Here is a 16,480-nt window from a genome sequence, read left to right on the forward strand (position 1 = left end):
ATCCTTATTCCTCAGCCGTCTGAACGTTCAGCTTCGCTTTCACGTCAGGATGCAGCTTTACTGGAACCTGAGTAACACCCAGCGTACGGATCGGCTCATCCAGCTCGATTTTGCGCTTGTCGATTTTGACGCCTTTTGCTGCCAATGCTTCGGCGATCTGCTTGCTGGTGATAGCGCCGAACAGGCGGCCGCCTTCGCCAGCCTTTGCCTTAACGACAATGGTCATCTCTTCGAGGCGCTTGCCCAGTGCCTCAGCGTCTTCCTTTTCCTTCTGCTTGCGCTTCTCTTCGGAAGCCGTCTGAACCTCAAGCGTCTTCAGGTTGCCGTCCGAAGCCAGCTTCGCCAGACCTTTCGGCAGCAGGAAGTTGCGTACATAGCCCTCCGACAGATCCTTCACTTGGCCTCTTTTCCCTTGGCCCTTCACGTCTTGCAAGAAGATTACTTTCATTCGAATAACCCCTCTTCCGATTCAATTTGTTCGAGTACGGCCTTCAGCTTGGCCGCTACCTCGCCGACAGTCCCTTCGAGCTGGGCCGCCGCATTCGTCAGATGGCCGCCGCCGCCCATCCGCTCCATAACGACCTGTACGTTCATGCCGCCAAGTGAGCGTGCGCTGATGCCGATTAATCCGTCCGGCCTCTCGCCAATGACGAAGGAAGCCAGTATATCGGTCATATTCAGCAGCGTGTCGGCCGATTGCGCAATCAATAGCTGCGAATTTACCTTGCCGCCTTCGACTACCGCAAAGGCAACATGGTCATACAACACCTGCGCATGCTTGATAATCTCCGCTTTGTTCACGTAGCCTTCGAGATCCTCCTGCAGCATGCGCTGGATCATCATCGTATCCGCACCGTTGCGCCGCAGGAAGGACGCCGCTTCGAATGTTCTGGCTCCCGTACGGAGCGAGAAGCTCTTCGTATCGACCGTAATGCCCGCGAGCAGCGATGTCGCCTCGCGAATATCGAGCACGACCCGGTCGTGGATATATTGCAGCAGCTCGGTGACCAGCTCGCATGTGGAGGAAGCGTACGGCTCCATATAGACCAGAATCGCGTTGGAGATGAATTCCTCACCGCGGCGATGATGGTCGATGACGACAATGCGGTCGGTCTGCGACAGCAGCTTAGGCTCCTTAACCATGGAGGCCTTATGCGTGTCGACGACAATTGCCAGCGACTGCGGTGTTATCAGCGCCATCGCTTGCTCCGGCGACACGAACCGCTTCGATAGCTTCTCGTCCTCGCGGATGAGCTCCATCATCTTGTCAATGGAGGAGTTGACTCCCTCCAATACGATATAAGCTTCCTTGCCGAAGAGCTGAGCCGCCTTCAGTACGCCGATCGCCGCGCCAACGGCGTCCATATCTGGCAGCTTGTGACCCATAATGACAACATTGTGGCTCTCACGGATCAAGTCGCGCAGCGCATGAGCGACAACCCTCGCTCTGACGCGCGTCCGCTTCTCGACCGCGTTCGTCTTGCCGCCGTAGAATGACTGGCGGCTGCCGACCTTGACCGCCGCTTGGTCGCCGCCGCGTCCAAGTGCGATATCAAGGCTCATATGCGCCCACTGGCCAAGCTCGACGATCTGCTCCGCGCCTGCGGCGAAGCCGATGCTGAGCGTGACCGGGATCTTCTGCTCCCCGGTCATCTCACGCACTTCATCCAGAATGACAAAGCGCGAATGCTCCAGCTGGCGAAGCGTCTTCTGGTCGGTAATCAAGATAAAGCGGTCGGATGTGACCCGCTTAAGATAGATTTTGTACTTCTGCGCCCACTCCGTAATCTCGGTTGTCACCCTGGAGAGCAGCGTGCCGCGCTGGTGATCATCCAGTCCTTGCGTCACTTCCTCCAGGTTATCGATCATCACGACGCCAATCGACAGCTTCTCGTCCTCATACTTGCGGCCGAGCTGCCAGAGGTCCGTAATGTTCTTCACATAGAGAATGCGTTCCTTAGGCCGAAAGATCAGCTGATACATATGCGTACCGACAGCCGCTTCTACCGTGCCTTCGCGGTCCTTCGCATGCTGGAGCGTCGGGAACAGCTCCGTCAGCGGTACTCCGATCAAGGATTCCTTCTCCATTAGCTGCGAGATATACGGATTATGCCACTCAACCGTGCGTTCTTCATTATATAAAATAATGCCGAACGGCAACTCGTTGATCACGTCGTTGCCGCCTTTCTTCACCCGATACGACAACGTGCCGAGGTACGTCTTCAAGTCCTTGCGGAACGCGCGTTCCGCAAAAAACGTGTAGACTGCTATTCCGATTGTCACGATAAAAGCGGCTAGGCCGACGATCCACTGGAACCAGGCCAACACGGCAGACATGAGCAGCATGGCTCCAAGCGCCGCCACATGATGCATGCCGTGCCATCTGTTAATTAGAAACTTTGGCATTTCCCATTCGCTCCCGTGCTATTGTTGTTTGGTAAACGACTTCCGGATCGGAAAGGCGGTATCCAGGACGCCAATCAAGCTAAGCGGCGGCAAGAGCAGCACTGGTATGGCGATTAGGATCGGGACGGCTTTGTTCCACTTCCTCTCATGTGCAATGAAAAAGAAGAAGCCGATCGCTTGTATCGCGAATACGTAACTGAGCAGCGGCACCAGATTCATAAGCGCCACCGCGAGGAACGAATCGTCGCCTGGCTTGATGAACAGGTCGATCACATACGCGATCAGATAATAAATAACCAGAACGCGTGGCAAGCGCCAGTCCTTCGCCATCGGGAACGCCGGAACGTCTAGTCCGGTGCGCATGACGACTCTGCGCGATACATAATGCGAGAATACCGTGTACACAAACGCCAGGACGATAAAGGTTAGCGGGATCATATGGATGACTCTTTGAATCAAGAGATCAATAAATTCCGAATCCCAGCCCGGTGCAAGCAAGTTCTGCTCCTGCATCGAATCGAATGTCGTGCGTATCGTGTGGCTCATCTCGTTCAGCAGTGAAATATCAAATATCATTTGGAACAGCATCAGCTCTAGCATAAGCAAAGCCAGGATGACGATCGTACCCGTCCGTATGACCTTAGCTGCAGCAGCCCCGCTCTTGTACAGATGTCCCATGACAATTGCCGGGACGAGGAAGAACAAGCCGATAATGAGAACGGCGGGGCCGGCGATTAATCCCGCAAGCAGCCATACCGGTATTAAGTGTAACAGGAACGCTCCTCTGGACAGTGTCGTATAGAGTACCACATACGGAACCATCATCAGCAGCAGCGCTGGTAAGTTAAGCAAAGGCACAGCCAGCAGCAGCAATAGCAGGAACGCCGCTCCGCTCCACAGCAAGGGTTTCAACCCAGTCTTCATCCGTTCACCTCTTAAGCCATTTCTAAGTTCTTGTGTCTAGGAGACATTCATCCCTCATTATAGCACAAAAGCCCGTTTGCGCACGCATAGATGAGTCCGCCTTATGGCTGGGTATTCCGGTAATAAAGGGAAGGGACTCCCCCGCTGAATCATTCAGATCCGTTGGGACAGTCCCTTCTGGCAATAATCAATAATTTCGCTTCTGCGTACAATTCCGATAAAATGATCGCGATCGTCCACGACCGGCACAAAGTTCTGCACTTTGGCAAGTGAGATCAGATCGTCCATATTAGCATCAATATTCACCGTCTTATTGTTAATCCGCAGCGGTACGTCGATCAGCTTCACCTTATAGGAGCTGTCGAACGTCAGATCCGGACGGTTCTTCATGAACCATAGCAGATCTCCCTCTGTAACCGTGCCGATATATCCGCCATCTTCATTAATGATGGGAACGGCAGAATAGCGGTGATATTCCATGCGCTCCAGCGCCTGTCTGAGCGTCGCGTCATGCGGCAGACATACGACCTCATGCTTCGGCAGCAGGAAAAAGGCAATATTCATCCTTCCATTCACTCCGTTTCATGCACCGACGACGCACTAGAGAGCGCTTCTACCTCTTTCTTGCTGTCTTGATATTTCGGAGGAAGAATCAAGCTTCCTGCTTTCGTGTCGGCGTTCAACCAGTTTTTGATCATCAGCTGGACCCCAGCCAGGTCGTCTTCATTGGCAAAATAATACCAAGCTCCTCCGGCTTCCAGCCTGTGGCCTTCGCCCAGAATCGTCTGACTGTACATGTTGCGGTTCTTCGACTGCACCATGCTTTGGGCCAAATCAACCAGCTTGCCCGGCTGCATATCCGTGCTGAAGTTCTCGCCCATGATGTCCAGAAGCTCCGGAACCTTGCTCCATTGCTTCATCGCGGATGCCTTCTCTATCATAGCATGAAGGAACTGCGAATGTCTCTCCGTACGGCTCATATCGCCGCCGGCATCCTCGCGGTAACGCACGAAATTCAGCGCATCGTTGCCGTTATACAGGTCTTGCCCGCCTTTGATGGTAAATTTCTCATGGTACGGGTCCTTGTTTACAATATCCTCTTCAATCGGAAGCGCAATACCGCCCAATGCGTCAATTGCGGCGCGGAACCCTTCGAAGTTAATGGAAGCATAATAATTGACCGGCGCATCGAGGAACTTCTCGACCGTATCCATCGACATGCCCGCTCCGCCGAAGGCATAAGCGTGGTTAATCTTGTCTTCACGATCCCTGCCGACAATCTCCACATACATATCCCGCGGAATCGACACAAGCAGCATATTGCCGTCGTTTGGACGTACGACCGTATAGATTAGCGTATCCGACCGCCCGACCTCCTTGCCGCGCTGGTCGACGCCAAGCAGCAGCACCGAGAACGGATCTTGTTTGGTTTTGTCGACATTGACCGGCTTGGGCTCGCGCCCTTCAATCGGCTTATACGTGTTCTCCAGCCGCTTCTCCACCTCGCCCTGCAGGAACCAGTCGAAGCCCATCATAGCCAGCGCACCGCGGTTAAAGTAGGCCAGTGATAAAATGACGAGAGCGACTGCACTAATGATATAGGCCCGTTTATATTTCTTCATATCCTACCATTCTCTCCATTCCGATATCTCTTTTTGTCGATTTAGTTGTGATATACCCCTTTTTATTTTAGACGAAGCAAAGCCCAAGCAGGTTACAAACCCGTTACAATTCATTCGTTCCATTCTTGGGAAAGATTTGCTATAGTAGAGGGGTCTATTGCTAGTCCTAACCGAATATATTGGTTATATAACGAAGATGATCAGAAAGGGATGAACTTATCTCCATGCAGCCCATTCAAGTCAATCCAGACCCGTCATCGACCGGACTGGACCCGAAGATAGCCGCATTGCTCTGTTACTTGGCCGGATTTATTACAGGCATCCTATTTCTGGCGATTGAGAAGCAGAGCCGGTTCGTCAAATTTCATGCCATGCAGTCTACAGCTGTCTTTGTCATCTTGGTGGCCGTCCACCTCATCCTAGGCGTCATTCCGATAATTGGCATTCTTGTCTCCTTTATTCTGACTCCGCTTACCTTCATTCTCTGGATCGCGCTGATGCTTCTCGCGCTTCAGGGCAAGCAGTTCAAGCTGCCTTATATCGGTGAGTGGTCGGAGCAGCAAATCGGCAAGTTCTAAGCATACGTACACTTGTGGCAGCAATCCTCAATAAGAAGAGAAACCCGCCATCTAGACGGGTTTCTCTTCTTTTCTTCTATAGTAGCGGCTGTCCAGGGCGCAGAAGAGGCTGTGCTCCCGCACAGCCTCCTAGTGACAGCTACCCGCTCTTCCCGCTGTCCTTCTGCTCCATCCGCTTCCTCTCCGTCTTCAGATCATCCTGCACGCTGCCCTTCCATAGCGACACACCGGAACGATAAGCCGCGCGTCCGTTCAGATGCCCGGCTACCGGCGAGGTGATGAATACAAACACAATCCCAAGCAGCAACTTAATGCTGATATGATTCTCGAATGCCCAAAAGTACAGAAATCCGCCAAACAAGATAAGGAGCACGCCCATTGTCGCGCTTTTGGTCGCAGCATGGGATCGCAGATATACATCCGGCAGCCTGATGAGACCGAAGACGCTGATCACGCAGACGATTGCTCCAAGTAAGATAAGTATGCCAATCAGCCACTCACCGATCATCCCCAGACTCAAGGACTACACCCCTCTCTATATATCTCGCGAATGCTGTCGTGCCGATGAACGTCAGAATGCCGAGAAGCAGAATAATATCGAAGTAGGCTGTCGTCCGGAGCAGTATGCCCAGCACCGCGATCGTCGCCAGCAGCAGAATGCCAATGGTGTCGAGCGCTGCGATCCGGTCCGGTATGGACGGGCCCTTGAGCAGACGGTACAGAGCGCCGATAATAGCCAGCGACAACAAAATAAGTGCAGACAGCAGCAATCCTTCCATCATGCGCGCGTCACCTCCATGATGGCTCGTTCGAATGAGTTTTTGATTTGATGGGATAATTGCTCCGCATCCTCTATATCCATCGCATGAATATACAGCGTCTCCCCGTCGCCCGCTACATCCAGCGTAAGCGTTCCGGGCGTCAGACAAATCAGGCAGGAGAGCAGCGTAATTTCCCAATTCGACTTCAGCTCCGTCTTCATTGCGAAGATGCCAGGCCGGATGGAAAGCTTCGGCTGCAGGATTTGCCTCAGTACGACGTAACTGGATATGAACAATTCCCTATTAAAGATAAATAACAGCTTAACCCCTGCCCATGTCCGCTTCAGTATAACCATCTCATCTACTCCTTTAGCACCGCGTCAATATAGATAGCCGGCTGCACTAGGGTCTGGCCCGCTTCCGATACGAATCCGTACACCCATTCCGCCCCGAGCCCCATTGCAATCACGAGCACAAACAGGCCAGCCCCAGACCAGAGCTTCATCCGGTAATCCGACGCTCTTACCGGCACAGTCCCAGCTATAGCCATACGTTCCTTGCCCCAGAACGCCGCCATAAAGATGCGGATCAAGGAATACAGTACGACGAAGCTGGAGGCGACGGATAGCGCCGCAAGCACATAGTTCTCCGCCGCGAAGCCGCCGCGTATGATCATCAGCTTGCCGGCGAAGCCGCTGAGCGGCGGTATGCCTGCGATCGCCAGAGCGGTGACGAAGAACATCCAGCCGAGATAAGGATGACGCTTGATCAGCCCTCCCATCTCGGACAGCTTCTTCGTCCCTGCGGCCGCGATGATCATGCCGCCAAGCAGGAAGAGCAGTGCTTTGCCGATCATATCATGGAGCAGATAGAACACTGTCCCGTCCAGCGCATCCTTATTGGCAGAGACGAGACCGAATGCAATAAAGCCGACACTGATGACGACATTGTAATTCAGAATGCGCGGAATGTCCTTGTAAGCCAGTGCCCCGATTGCACCCAGCACCATTGTCGCCCCTGCCATCCAGCCGATCCATGTATGCGTAGTGGATGGATCGTGATAGAAGATGAGCGTAAAGGTGCGAAGCAGCGCATACAAACCAACCTTGGTGAGCAATGCAGCAAAGATCGTGCGAATTGCGGCAGGCGGCGCGCCATAGGAGCCCGGAAGCCAGAAGAACAGGAACAATCCGGCCTTCAGTGCAAATACGATCATGAACAGCATAGCAATGACGTTCAGGATACCGCCTTGCCCCGCTTCTGCGACACGCACGGACAGATCAGCCATATTCAGCGCACCGGTTACACCGTACAGATACGCAACCGCGGCTACAAATAAGGCGGAGGACAGAATGTTAATCAGTATATATTTGAGCGATTCTCTTAATTGAAGCTTCGTGCCTCCAAGTACGATGAGCGCATAGGAGGAAATCAACATGACCTCGAAGCAGACGAACAGGTTGAAGATATCCCCCGTCAGGAACGAACCGCTGACACCCACCAGCAAGAATTGAAACAACGGATAATAATAATGCTTCTCCCGCTCCTCTCCGATGCTTCGGAAGGAGTAGAACAGGCAGAACAAGCCGATGACCGCTGTTGCCAGAACGAGCAGCGCCGCAAGCATATCCGCTACAAATATAATGCCGTATGGAGGCGCCCAGCCGCCCATATACAGCGTCTGAATGCCCTCCGACTTTACCTGATAGAGAATGTAAGCGGCGACTGCCACATTCGCTATTCCGCTTATACCGCTAATCCAGCGTTGCAGCGGAATACGCCCTTTCAAGAAAACGAGGATGACTGCCGTCAGCAACGGGATGATGAGAGGAAGAACCAACGTATTATTCATTCTTCTCCCCCCTTAGCTGTTCCATATCATCTGTCCCAAGCTTTTGATAAGCTTTGTAAGCAAGCACGATGAAAAAAGAGGTAACGCCGAAGCTGATGACGATGGACGTCAATATGAGCGCCTGCGGCAATGGATCGACATACGACTCCGCATGCTCGCCAAGCAGCGGCGCTGAGCCTGTCTTAAGGCGCGACATTGTCAGCAGCAGCAGATGAACGCCATGCGTCAGGAAGGACGTGCCCAGAATGATGCGCAGCAGGCTTTTGGACAGAATCAGATAGACACCTACGGTGAATAACACGCCGATCGTCAAGGACATATACAGTTCCATCTATTGATCCCTCCCGATCGTAAAGATAATCGTCATGGCGACCCCGATAACCGTCAGATAGACACCAAGATCGAACAACGTCGCCGTTGCCAGCTCCAGCTCGCCAATGACCGGAAGATCGAAGTAATCAAAGGTATGGCTGAGGAATGGCGCGTCAAAGAAGAAAGAACCGATTCCCGTCAGCAAGGCGATAACAATACCAAGTGCAGTCAATCTCTGAAAATTAAGCGGTACAACTTTATCCACCGATTTCATGCCGTACGCCATACCCAGCAGCAGCAGTGCAGCAGATGCCATCAAGGCTCCGATGAATCCGCCGCCGGGATGGTTATGTCCCATATAGAACATGTACAGGGAAAACCCAAGAATAATCACAATCGCCAGCTTCGCCATCGTCTTCAAGATCATATCATTGCTCTTGAACCCGTTAAGCGGAAGGTTCTTCCCCGATTGCAACAACGAGCCCTCTATCCCATCCTCCTTCAGCTTTAGCATGATCATGGCATAGATGCCGAATGAGGCAATGCCAAGCACGACAATCTCCAGCATCGTATCGAAGCCGCGGAAGTCCACAAGGATGACATTGACGACGTTTTTGCCGCCCGCGAGCTTATAACTATTTTCCAGGAAATAATGAGAAATCGATTCAAACGGCTTCGTACCGCTTGCGCTAAGAGCAACAAGCGTCATCACTACGCCTACCCCAAGCGCAATTATAAAGTTCCCGAGCTTGAATCGAAGCGATACAAGCTCCTTCTTCAACTTCGGCAAGTGATAGAAGCATAGCAGGAACAAAGCTACCGAGACCGTCTCCACACTTAGCTGCGTCAACGCCAGATCCGGCGCTCTGAAGATAACGAAGAACAACGAGACGAGATACCCCACTGCCCCTGTCAAGATAATCGCCATCAACCGCGAATTGACGAACAACACAGCAATTGACGCGATAACGAGCGCGATCATGACCGCCGCTTCGTAGAAGCTCATATCTGCAAAGCTCGACATATCCAGCTGGAAGGCATCCTGCGTGAATAGAGTCAGGCCAATCGCCAGAATCAGAAAGGCAAAGATATAGATCAGGTAATGACGGATGGATCCCGTCATATATACCCTTGTAATGGCATGGGATACACGGTCGATCATACGAAGGCCGCCGTCGTAGCTCCGGTTCAGGGTTGCTTTGGCGAATAAAGGCTGATTCAGCACAGCTGTCCGCTTATGAATAAAGAACAGGATGAGACCGATTGCCACGACTCCAGCCGTCATGAACAGCTCCATCGTAAAGCCATGCCATAGGTCGATGGACACCAAGAACTGCTCACCCGGACCAAGCAGTCCTGGATGGACGGCAGCCATAGCCGGCTCGATAAGCGAATAGGATGCCAAATTCGGGAATAACCCGAATACGATAGCGAGTGTGGCTAGCACCACCGGCGATAGCAGCAGGCCAAGCGGCGCTTCATGCGGCTGCTTCTCCAGCTTATCGAACTGAGGCTTGCCACCGAACGTGCGGAAGACAATCAGCATGCTGTATACAAATGTGAAGATGCTGGCCACCCATGCGATAACCGGGAATAGCGTTCCCCATACATCCATGCCGTACAGGTCCATGTTTCGTATATTCAACACGGCGGTAAAGAACATCTCCTTGCTGAGGAAACCATTGAACGGCGGAATGCCGGCCATAGAGAACGACCCTATCATCGCAATAGTGAAGGTGATCGGCATGACGGACATTAGTCCGCCAAGCTTGCGGATATCCCTCGTCCCCGTCTCATGATCGACAATGCCGACGACCATAAACAAAGCGCCCTTGAAAATGGCGTGATTCAGCAGGTGAAAAACGGCGGCCATTGTCGCTTTGCTGAAGAACTCAGCTTGTGGCGTCCCTGCGTATAGAGCTGCTGCCGAGCCAAGACCGAATAAGCTCATGATCAGTCCCAGCTGACTGATCGTGGAGAAGGCCAGCATTGACTTTAGATCGACTTGCTTCAACGCGCGATATGAACCATAGACCAGCGTCAACAAGCCAAGTCCGGAGACCAGCCATAGCCATAACGCCTCTCCTGCGAAGATCGGGCTCATGCGCGCTACCAGATAGATACCCGCCTTCACCATCGTTGCAGAATGGAGATAAGCGCTGACCGGTGTCGGCGCCTCCATCGCATCCGGCAGCCAGATATGGAAAGGAAATTGCGCTGATTTCGTAAACGCCCCGAGCAGAATCAGGAGCATCGCCGGAATAAACAGATCATGTCCCGCAATCGCCGCGGCATCGCCAATCAGCTCCCGGATACTGAATGTACCGGACATCACGTACAGCAGCAGGAAGCCCGCGAACATCGCTAAACCGCCGAATACCGTAATAAGCAGCGACTTCAACGCCCCATAATTCGATTTCTCCCGCTCATGCCAGAAGGCAATCAACAGGAATGACGATATGCTCGTCAACTCCCAGAATCCGTACAGCACCATCAGATTGTCCGACAGCACAAGTCCTAGCATCGCCCCCATGAACAGCATCAAGCTGACATAGAAGCGAACAAGCTTCTCCTTGTTCTTATTCAGATAGAAGATGGAATACAAGAGCACCAGAGATCCGATTCCCGTTATCAGGAGCGAGAACAGCAGCGACAGTCCGTCTGCATAGACATGTACATTCACGCCTAGTGACGGCATCCATGAGATCGTCCCCTCTTGGGGCCCCTGTTCCCGTATAACAGGAATGAGACTCAGCATATACGCGAACAGTACCGCCGGCACCGGCAGCATCAGCCATCCCACATGGACGCGCGGAAGCAGCTTGTGCAGAATAGGCGCGCCAATCGCGAATAGAAAAGGCAAAATAATGGCGAGATGAAGAATAACCAAGATGCAACCTCCTATTGTAGTATCCATAATTCAACAACAGTATTGCCCATCAGAAGGAAAACCAAGCCATACTGCCCAGCTTGATCACCATTTGGATCGGATAACCCCAAAAAAACGCAAAAAGAGCCCGCTGTTGGCAGGCTCCTCCACTTCAAACCTATGAATGCTTACGCACAAAATGTAAGTCAATTATAGCTTTCAGCCCATTCGTTGTCAAAAGAAATTACCAGCATCGGAATGAAATCAGCACCCCAAGGGGATTACTCATTATAAAAGGAGTGAGTAAAACCTGTGCTGAAAACCAAAATAACGTTATGTGCGATTCTGTCCTTGTCACTGATTGGCTTAAGCGCAATCGCACACCATCATATCAGAAAGGATCATGATTCCTATTCGATGCATCCTCCTGTACAAGAAGGTTCTTACAGAATCTACGATGATTACAACTCAAGCCGCGATGGAACGATCTATACACCCTATCAACCGAGAGAATACGTCCGAATCGTTAAGCGATCCGTTCCTCAATAAGCTGAATTTGCCTTTGACAAAAGGAATGTTGTCTCCTATCATGAAACACATCAAGCAAAATTACCAGCATCAGGCTCCTGCTTGAACCCACTATTGCCAGGATGTGATTCATTAATGAAGAAACAATTTTTGGTCATTGGCTTGGGACGCTTCGGCTCCAGCCTGACACGCACGCTGATCGAGAACGGCCATGAAGTGCTGGCAGTTGATAAGAATGAGCACCTTGTGCAGGAGATGGCGTCTACTGCGACCCACGCGCTCCAGGCCGACTGTACGGACGAGTCTGTGCTGCGCGAACTTGGCGCGAGCAACTTCACGCATGCCATTGTCGCAATCGGCGACGACCTGCAGGCGAGCATTCTGACCACGCTGCTGCTGAAGGACCTTAAGGTGCCGAAGGTAACGGCCAAAGCCCGCAATGAAATGCACGGGAACGTGCTCAATAAGATCGGTGCGGATTATGTGATCTATCCTGAGCGAGATATGGGCATCCGGCTGGGTAATCAGCTCAGCTCCGACAACCTGATCGATTATATCGAGTTGTCGCCGGAATACAATCTGTCCGAGATCCTAGCCCCTCCTGCCATGAACGGTCTATCGCTGAAAGATCTGAACATTCGCGCCCGATACGGATGTACCATTATGGCCATCAAGACAGGTCAAAACATTAACGTATCGCCGAAAGCCGAAGATGCGATTCATACCGGAGATATCCTTCTCATTATTGGCAGCTATGATGATATAAGAGATTTGGAGAACGATTATGGACGCCCTTAGAACGAGGCGCAATGAATTGAGCTTTGTCGAGCGAACGATCAACCGGTTGAAGGGCAATATCAGTCCGCCTCAGTTGATAACGATTGTGTTCTTCTTCTTAATCTGTATCGGCACCGTGCTGCTGAGCATGCCCTTCTCTTCCAGTAACGGACAGTCTGTCGGTGTGCTTAATGCATTATTCACATCTGTCTCAGCCGTCTGTGTGAACGGTCTAGTCGTACTGGACACCGGCTCAGCCTTCTCTATCGCCGGACAAGTTATCATTATGATTCTTATCCAGATTGGCGGCATCGGCTTCATGACCTTGGGCGTCATGGTAGCCATCCTGTTAGGCAAAAAAATAGGACTGAAGCATCGCCTCATTATCCAGCACTCTACACAAGCGACTTCTGCACAAGGACTGGTGCGGCTATCGTTGTATATGGTGCTAATTGTGTTTCTGTTCGAATCGATCGCGACTTTAATCTTGACGCTGCGCTGGGAGAACGAGATGGGACTTGCACACGCTGCCTATTACGCCTTGTTCCATTCGGTCTCCGCCTTCAATAATGCAGGCTTTGCGCTTTGGTCCGATGGACTAAGCCAGCATGTTGGCGATCCGATCGTCAACTTCATCATCATTACCTTGTTCGTCGTCGGCGGCCTTGGCTATATCGTGATCGTGGACATATTCCGCAAGCGTTCCTGGCGCAAGCTGTCCTTGCATTCCAAGATCGTCATTCTGGCCACGGCCATCCTGTCCGTCATGGGATTCCTGCTCCTGTTTCTGCTGGAGAGCTGGAACAGCGCAACCTACGGGGAGCTGTCTTTCGGCGAGCGAATCATGGCTTCGATCTTCCAAAGCTTTACCCCGAGAAGCGCGGGGTTCAATACCGTTGATATCGGCAGCATGCTCGCTGTATCCCAGTTCCTGCTGATTATCCTCATGTTCATTGGGGCCGCCTCCGGCGGTACCGGCGGTGGCATCAAGATTAATACCGTAGTCGTCCTGCTGTTGGCTACGTTCAACACCTTCCGCGGGGGCGGGCAAATTCATGCGTTCAAGCGCAAGATATCGCAAGATACGGTCATGCGGGCGCTGGCTGTCGTGATTAGCTCGCTTGCCTGTGTACTCCTTGTCACACTGCTGCTGACGATTACGGAGGATATGCTGGAGGATCACTTCCTGGAGGTACTCTTCGAAGCAACCTCGGCCTTCAGTACAACTGGTCTTTCCATGGGGCTTACAGCCGAGCTATCACCAATTGGCAAAGTGATTGTCGCCATTACGATGTTCATCGGCCGGCTTGGACCACTCACCCTTGCCTTCGCCTTATCGCAGAAGAAACAAACCTCCAAGATCGGATATCCAGAGGACCATATCTTGATCGGATAATCAGCCGATCACCTACAAGGAAGGCCCGCAACGACAAGCGTTGCGGGCCTTTACATATCCTTCATTAACTAGGTTTGTGCCATTGGTGTCCCGATGGTTGGGATAATCCGATCTTATCCACCATCCGGCGGCTCTCTTCATTCAGTCCAAGGATGTCTACCGTCTTGCCCAACTGCTCATACTTGCCCACAACCTTGGAAATTGCCGTCACTGCGGAATGATCCCATACATGGGAGTCAGAGAAGTCGATCGCAATACGATCGGGGTCGCCCTGCGGATCGAACAGATCCGCGAAGTGGCTCATCGTTCCGAAGAACATCTGCCCGCGAATATGGTACACCTTGCGTCCGCCCGCTTCCAACTCTGAGACCCCCTGTATACGTGCAATCCTCCAGCCGAAGATCAGCGCGCTCATGATCACGCCTACCATAACACCTCTGGCAAGATCATGCGTATACACGACGACTGCTACGGTCGTCACCATGACCAGCGTATCGGACATTGGGATTTTCCTCATATCCAGAATAGATCGCCAGTCGAAGGTGCCGATGGATACCATAAACATAACCCCGACCAAAGCAGCCATCGGAATGACCCGAACGACATCCCCCAGCACCATAATGAGGAACAGAAGCACAATGCCAGCGGTCAGCGTCGACAAGCGGCCCCTGCCGCCGGACTTCACATTAATAACCGATTGGCCAATCATAGCGCATCCGGCCATGCCTCCGAAGAAACCCGTCACCGTATTGGCAATGCCCTGACCGCGTACTTCTTTATTTTTATCGCTTTTAGTATTCGTCGCTTCATCCAGAATAGTTGCGGTCATCAGCGACTCCAGCAGTCCTACTATCGCCAGCGTCATCGACACTGGGAAAATAATAGCGAGCGTGTCCCAATTAAGCAGGATATCCGGCACATGGAAGAGTGGCAACGAGCGTGTAATCTCGCCCATATCTCCTACCGTGTTCACCTGAATGCCGCCAAATACCGTTACGCAGGTCATCACGATAATCGCGACAAGCGCTGAAGGCACAGCCTTCGTAATGCGGGGCAGCCCGTAGATGATGAGCAGCGTGGCCGCAACTAATGCATACATCACCCAAGTGGCTCCTTCGAATTGAACGAGCTGCGTCATAAAGATCAATATCGCCAGCGCATTCACAAAGCCGGTTACGACAGACTGCGGCACGAACGTAATGAATCGCCCCAGCTTGAGCGAGCCAATTATAAACTGCAGGATGCCCGTTAAGATTGTGGCGGCATACAGATACTCCAGTCCATGATCAGCAACCAAAGTCACCATGAGAACCGCCATTGCCCCGGTAGCGGCGGATATCATGCCCGGGCGTCCTCCTACAATGGAGATGATAACCGCGATGCAGAATGAAGCATGCAGTCCTACCATGGGATCAACGCCGGCAATAATCGAGAATGCGATAGCCTCCGGTATCAAAGCCAGCGCTACCGTAATCCCCGCCAGAACATCGCCTCGGATGTTGAAGAACCAGGTGTTTTTCAGTTTTGACAATAAAATAAGAAATCCTCCTCTATGTTGTATATGGGTGACCTTCCACTCTCAGAAAGGTCGGGGCCGGTGGTCAACGTTACTTATTATACATAGAGTTGTTTCGTTATTCATCTTATTTCTTTCTTATGTAAGCGGATTAATGACTATATTTCTTAACTATCCTCTATTATGCTCCGCATTTCATTTCTCTTATATCGTCGGTTAACCACCCTATTCATCGTCTGCATCTCATTAGCAGCTCCCTTCCCTGCATAGCAAAAAAGAGCCCAAGGAATACCAACTTGATTAATTAAAGATAGTGTGTTTATTATATTAATAACTTCCTTTGCATTACATTAGATTTCCCAAGTATTGGGCTTCACTCGCCGTTAATCTGAAGGAACCTTCCCCAAATATCTTATACATTAAAAGGAAGCGATAATGTGGATCAGATCGATAAAAACATCCTGTTTCATATGGAAAACCAGGCCAGATTGTCCATGACCGAATTGGGAAAGTTGGTGGGACTATCACAGCCAGCCGTCACGGAACGCGTGAAACGACTGGAAGAAAGCGGTGTGATCGAAGAGTACCGTACCGTTATTAATCCCCACAAAATAGGAAAACAAAGTACATCGTACCTGCTTTTTCGGACCAGAGAATGTAATGCTTTCCTTGATTTCTGCCGTTCTTCGCCCGAAGTTGTGGAGTGTTATCGCGTAAGCGGGGAACATAACTATTTATTAAAAGTCATGACTGACTCCATTGCGGACCTAGAAGCGTTTGGAGATCAGTGTGACAAATACGGGACCTACACTACACTTATCGCGATGTCTTCGCCTATTGCGCATAAAAACCTGATTGAAGGAACCAATCCCCTCATTTAAGTATTACGTATTTATTCAAAGACCGCCCATCCATCGGTTACGTGGATTGGGGCGATCT

The 16,480-nt window shown here is 51.6% G+C and carries 16 protein-coding genes and 1 pseudogene; 5 read left to right on the forward strand and 12 right to left on the reverse strand.

Going from position 1 to position 16,480, the window contains the following annotated elements:
- Positions 1-4: 4 nt before the first annotated feature.
- From rplI to D3P07_RS25305, 5 genes are all read right to left on the reverse strand, one after another.
- Positions 5-448, reverse strand: coding sequence for a 50S ribosomal protein L9 (rplI, locus tag D3P07_RS25285; RefSeq protein ID WP_119803589.1), 444 nt, complete (start codon positions 446-448; stop codon positions 5-7).
- Positions 445-2,406 carry a DHH family phosphoesterase gene (locus D3P07_RS25290; protein WP_119803591.1) on the reverse strand — a complete coding sequence of 654 codons (1,962 nt, stop codon included), beginning with the start codon at positions 2,404-2,406 and terminating at the stop codon, positions 445-447. Before D3P07_RS25290 ends, rplI begins: the two co-directional genes overlap by 4 nt.
- A gap of 18 nt (positions 2,407-2,424) precedes the next feature.
- On the reverse strand, positions 2,425-3,330 hold the full coding sequence (locus tag D3P07_RS25295; RefSeq protein WP_119803593.1) for a DUF2232 domain-containing protein: 906 nt from the start codon (positions 3,328-3,330) through the stop codon (positions 2,425-2,427).
- 153 nt (positions 3,331-3,483) lie between these two features.
- A complete protein-coding gene (locus tag D3P07_RS25300) occupies positions 3,484-3,894 on the reverse strand; it encodes a CBS domain-containing protein (protein ID WP_119803595.1) in 411 nt (136 codons plus the stop codon).
- A gap of 8 nt (positions 3,895-3,902) precedes the next feature.
- On the reverse strand, positions 3,903-4,952 hold the full coding sequence (locus D3P07_RS25305; protein ID WP_119803597.1) for an LCP family protein: 1,050 nt from the start codon (positions 4,950-4,952) through the stop codon (positions 3,903-3,905).
- Between the two features lie 224 nt (positions 4,953-5,176).
- Between D3P07_RS25305 and D3P07_RS25310 the strand changes: the two genes are divergently transcribed.
- Positions 5,177-5,530 (forward strand): DUF4870 domain-containing protein, encoded by a 354-nt coding sequence (locus tag D3P07_RS25310; RefSeq protein WP_119803599.1) that lies wholly within the window; start codon positions 5,177-5,179, stop codon positions 5,528-5,530.
- A 139-nt stretch (positions 5,531-5,669) separates the two neighbouring features.
- Here D3P07_RS25310 and mnhG read toward each other — a convergent pair whose 3' ends face one another.
- From mnhG to D3P07_RS25340, 6 genes and pseudogenes are all read right to left on the reverse strand, one after another.
- Positions 5,670-6,038: a monovalent cation/H(+) antiporter subunit G gene (mnhG, locus tag D3P07_RS25315; RefSeq protein WP_119803601.1), complete on the reverse strand. Its 369-nt coding sequence runs from the start codon at positions 6,036-6,038 to the stop codon at positions 5,670-5,672.
- Positions 6,028-6,312, reverse strand: coding sequence for a Na(+)/H(+) antiporter subunit F1 (locus D3P07_RS25320; RefSeq protein ID WP_119803603.1), 285 nt, complete (start codon positions 6,310-6,312; stop codon positions 6,028-6,030). Before D3P07_RS25320 ends, mnhG begins: the two co-directional genes overlap by 11 nt.
- Positions 6,309-6,635 (reverse strand): annotated as a pseudogene (locus D3P07_RS25325) (Na+/H+ antiporter subunit E); the annotation flags it as partial. The gene D3P07_RS25320 and the pseudogene D3P07_RS25325, both read right to left, overlap by 4 nt.
- Before the next feature lie 17 nt (positions 6,636-6,652).
- Positions 6,653-8,143 carry a Na+/H+ antiporter subunit D gene (locus D3P07_RS25330; RefSeq protein ID WP_119803607.1) on the reverse strand — a complete coding sequence of 497 codons (1,491 nt, stop codon included), beginning with the start codon at positions 8,141-8,143 and terminating at the stop codon, positions 6,653-6,655.
- Positions 8,136-8,474 carry a Na(+)/H(+) antiporter subunit C gene (locus D3P07_RS25335; RefSeq protein ID WP_119803609.1) on the reverse strand — a complete coding sequence of 113 codons (339 nt, stop codon included), beginning with the start codon at positions 8,472-8,474 and terminating at the stop codon, positions 8,136-8,138. The genes D3P07_RS25330 and D3P07_RS25335 overlap by 8 nt, the downstream gene beginning before the upstream one ends.
- Positions 8,475-11,345, reverse strand: coding sequence for a Na+/H+ antiporter subunit A (locus D3P07_RS25340; RefSeq protein ID WP_119803611.1), 2,871 nt, complete (start codon positions 11,343-11,345; stop codon positions 8,475-8,477).
- Positions 11,346-11,636: 291 nt separating this feature from the next.
- Between D3P07_RS25340 and D3P07_RS25345 the strand changes: the two genes are divergently transcribed.
- The 3 genes from D3P07_RS25345 (at position 11,637) to D3P07_RS25355 (ending at position 14,025) form a co-directional block, all read left to right on the forward strand.
- A complete protein-coding gene (locus D3P07_RS25345; protein WP_119803613.1) occupies positions 11,637-11,873 on the forward strand; it encodes a hypothetical protein in 237 nt (78 codons plus the stop codon).
- 114 nt (positions 11,874-11,987) lie between these two features.
- Positions 11,988-12,650, forward strand: a complete 663-nt coding sequence (locus D3P07_RS25350; protein WP_119803615.1) for a potassium channel family protein — start codon at positions 11,988-11,990, stop codon at positions 12,648-12,650.
- On the forward strand, positions 12,637-14,025 hold the full coding sequence (locus tag D3P07_RS25355; protein WP_119803617.1) for a TrkH family potassium uptake protein: 1,389 nt from the start codon (positions 12,637-12,639) through the stop codon (positions 14,023-14,025). The genes D3P07_RS25350 and D3P07_RS25355 overlap by 14 nt, the downstream gene beginning before the upstream one ends.
- Positions 14,026-14,089: 64 nt before the next feature.
- Here D3P07_RS25355 and D3P07_RS25360 read toward each other — a convergent pair whose 3' ends face one another.
- The gene (locus D3P07_RS25360; RefSeq protein WP_119803619.1) at positions 14,090-15,562 is read right to left on the reverse strand and encodes a SulP family inorganic anion transporter; all 1,473 of its coding nucleotides are present in this window, start codon (positions 15,560-15,562) and stop codon (positions 14,090-14,092) included.
- 416 nt (positions 15,563-15,978) lie between these two features.
- On the opposite strand from D3P07_RS25360, the gene D3P07_RS25365 reads away from it, so the two are divergent.
- On the forward strand, positions 15,979-16,422 hold the full coding sequence (locus tag D3P07_RS25365; RefSeq protein WP_119803621.1) for an Lrp/AsnC family transcriptional regulator: 444 nt from the start codon (positions 15,979-15,981) through the stop codon (positions 16,420-16,422).
- Positions 16,423-16,480: the final 58 nt, after the last annotated feature.

This window comes from Paenibacillus sp. 1011MAR3C5 (assembly GCF_003591485.1).
Lineage (GTDB): Bacteria > Bacillota > Bacilli > Paenibacillales > Paenibacillaceae > Pristimantibacillus.

Coding starts and splice junctions, on each gene's coding strand:
- rplI (WP_119803589.1), bottom strand. CDS start 448: ATGAAAGTAATCTTCTTGCAAGACGTGAAGGGCCAAGGGAAAAGAGGC.
- D3P07_RS25290 (WP_119803591.1), bottom strand. CDS start 2,406: ATGCCAAAGTTTCTAATTAACAGATGGCACGGCATGCATCATGTGGCG.
- D3P07_RS25295 (WP_119803593.1), bottom strand. CDS start 3,330: ATGAAGACTGGGTTGAAACCCTTGCTGTGGAGCGGAGCGGCGTTCCTG.
- D3P07_RS25300 (WP_119803595.1), bottom strand. CDS start 3,894: ATGAATATTGCCTTTTTCCTGCTGCCGAAGCATGAGGTCGTATGTCTG.
- D3P07_RS25305 (WP_119803597.1), bottom strand. CDS start 4,952: ATGAAGAAATATAAACGGGCCTATATCATTAGTGCAGTCGCTCTCGTC.
- D3P07_RS25310 (WP_119803599.1), top strand. CDS start 5,177: ATGCAGCCCATTCAAGTCAATCCAGACCCGTCATCGACCGGACTGGAC.
- mnhG (WP_119803601.1), bottom strand. CDS start 6,038: ATGATCGGTGAGTGGCTGATTGGCATACTTATCTTACTTGGAGCAATC.
- D3P07_RS25320 (WP_119803603.1), bottom strand. CDS start 6,312: ATGATGGAAGGATTGCTGCTGTCTGCACTTATTTTGTTGTCGCTGGCT.
- D3P07_RS25330 (WP_119803607.1), bottom strand. CDS start 8,143: ATGAATAATACGTTGGTTCTTCCTCTCATCATCCCGTTGCTGACGGCA.
- D3P07_RS25335 (WP_119803609.1), bottom strand. CDS start 8,474: ATGGAACTGTATATGTCCTTGACGATCGGCGTGTTATTCACCGTAGGT.
- D3P07_RS25350 (WP_119803615.1), top strand. CDS start 11,988: ATGAAGAAACAATTTTTGGTCATTGGCTTGGGACGCTTCGGCTCCAGC.
- D3P07_RS25355 (WP_119803617.1), top strand. CDS start 12,637: ATGGACGCCCTTAGAACGAGGCGCAATGAATTGAGCTTTGTCGAGCGA.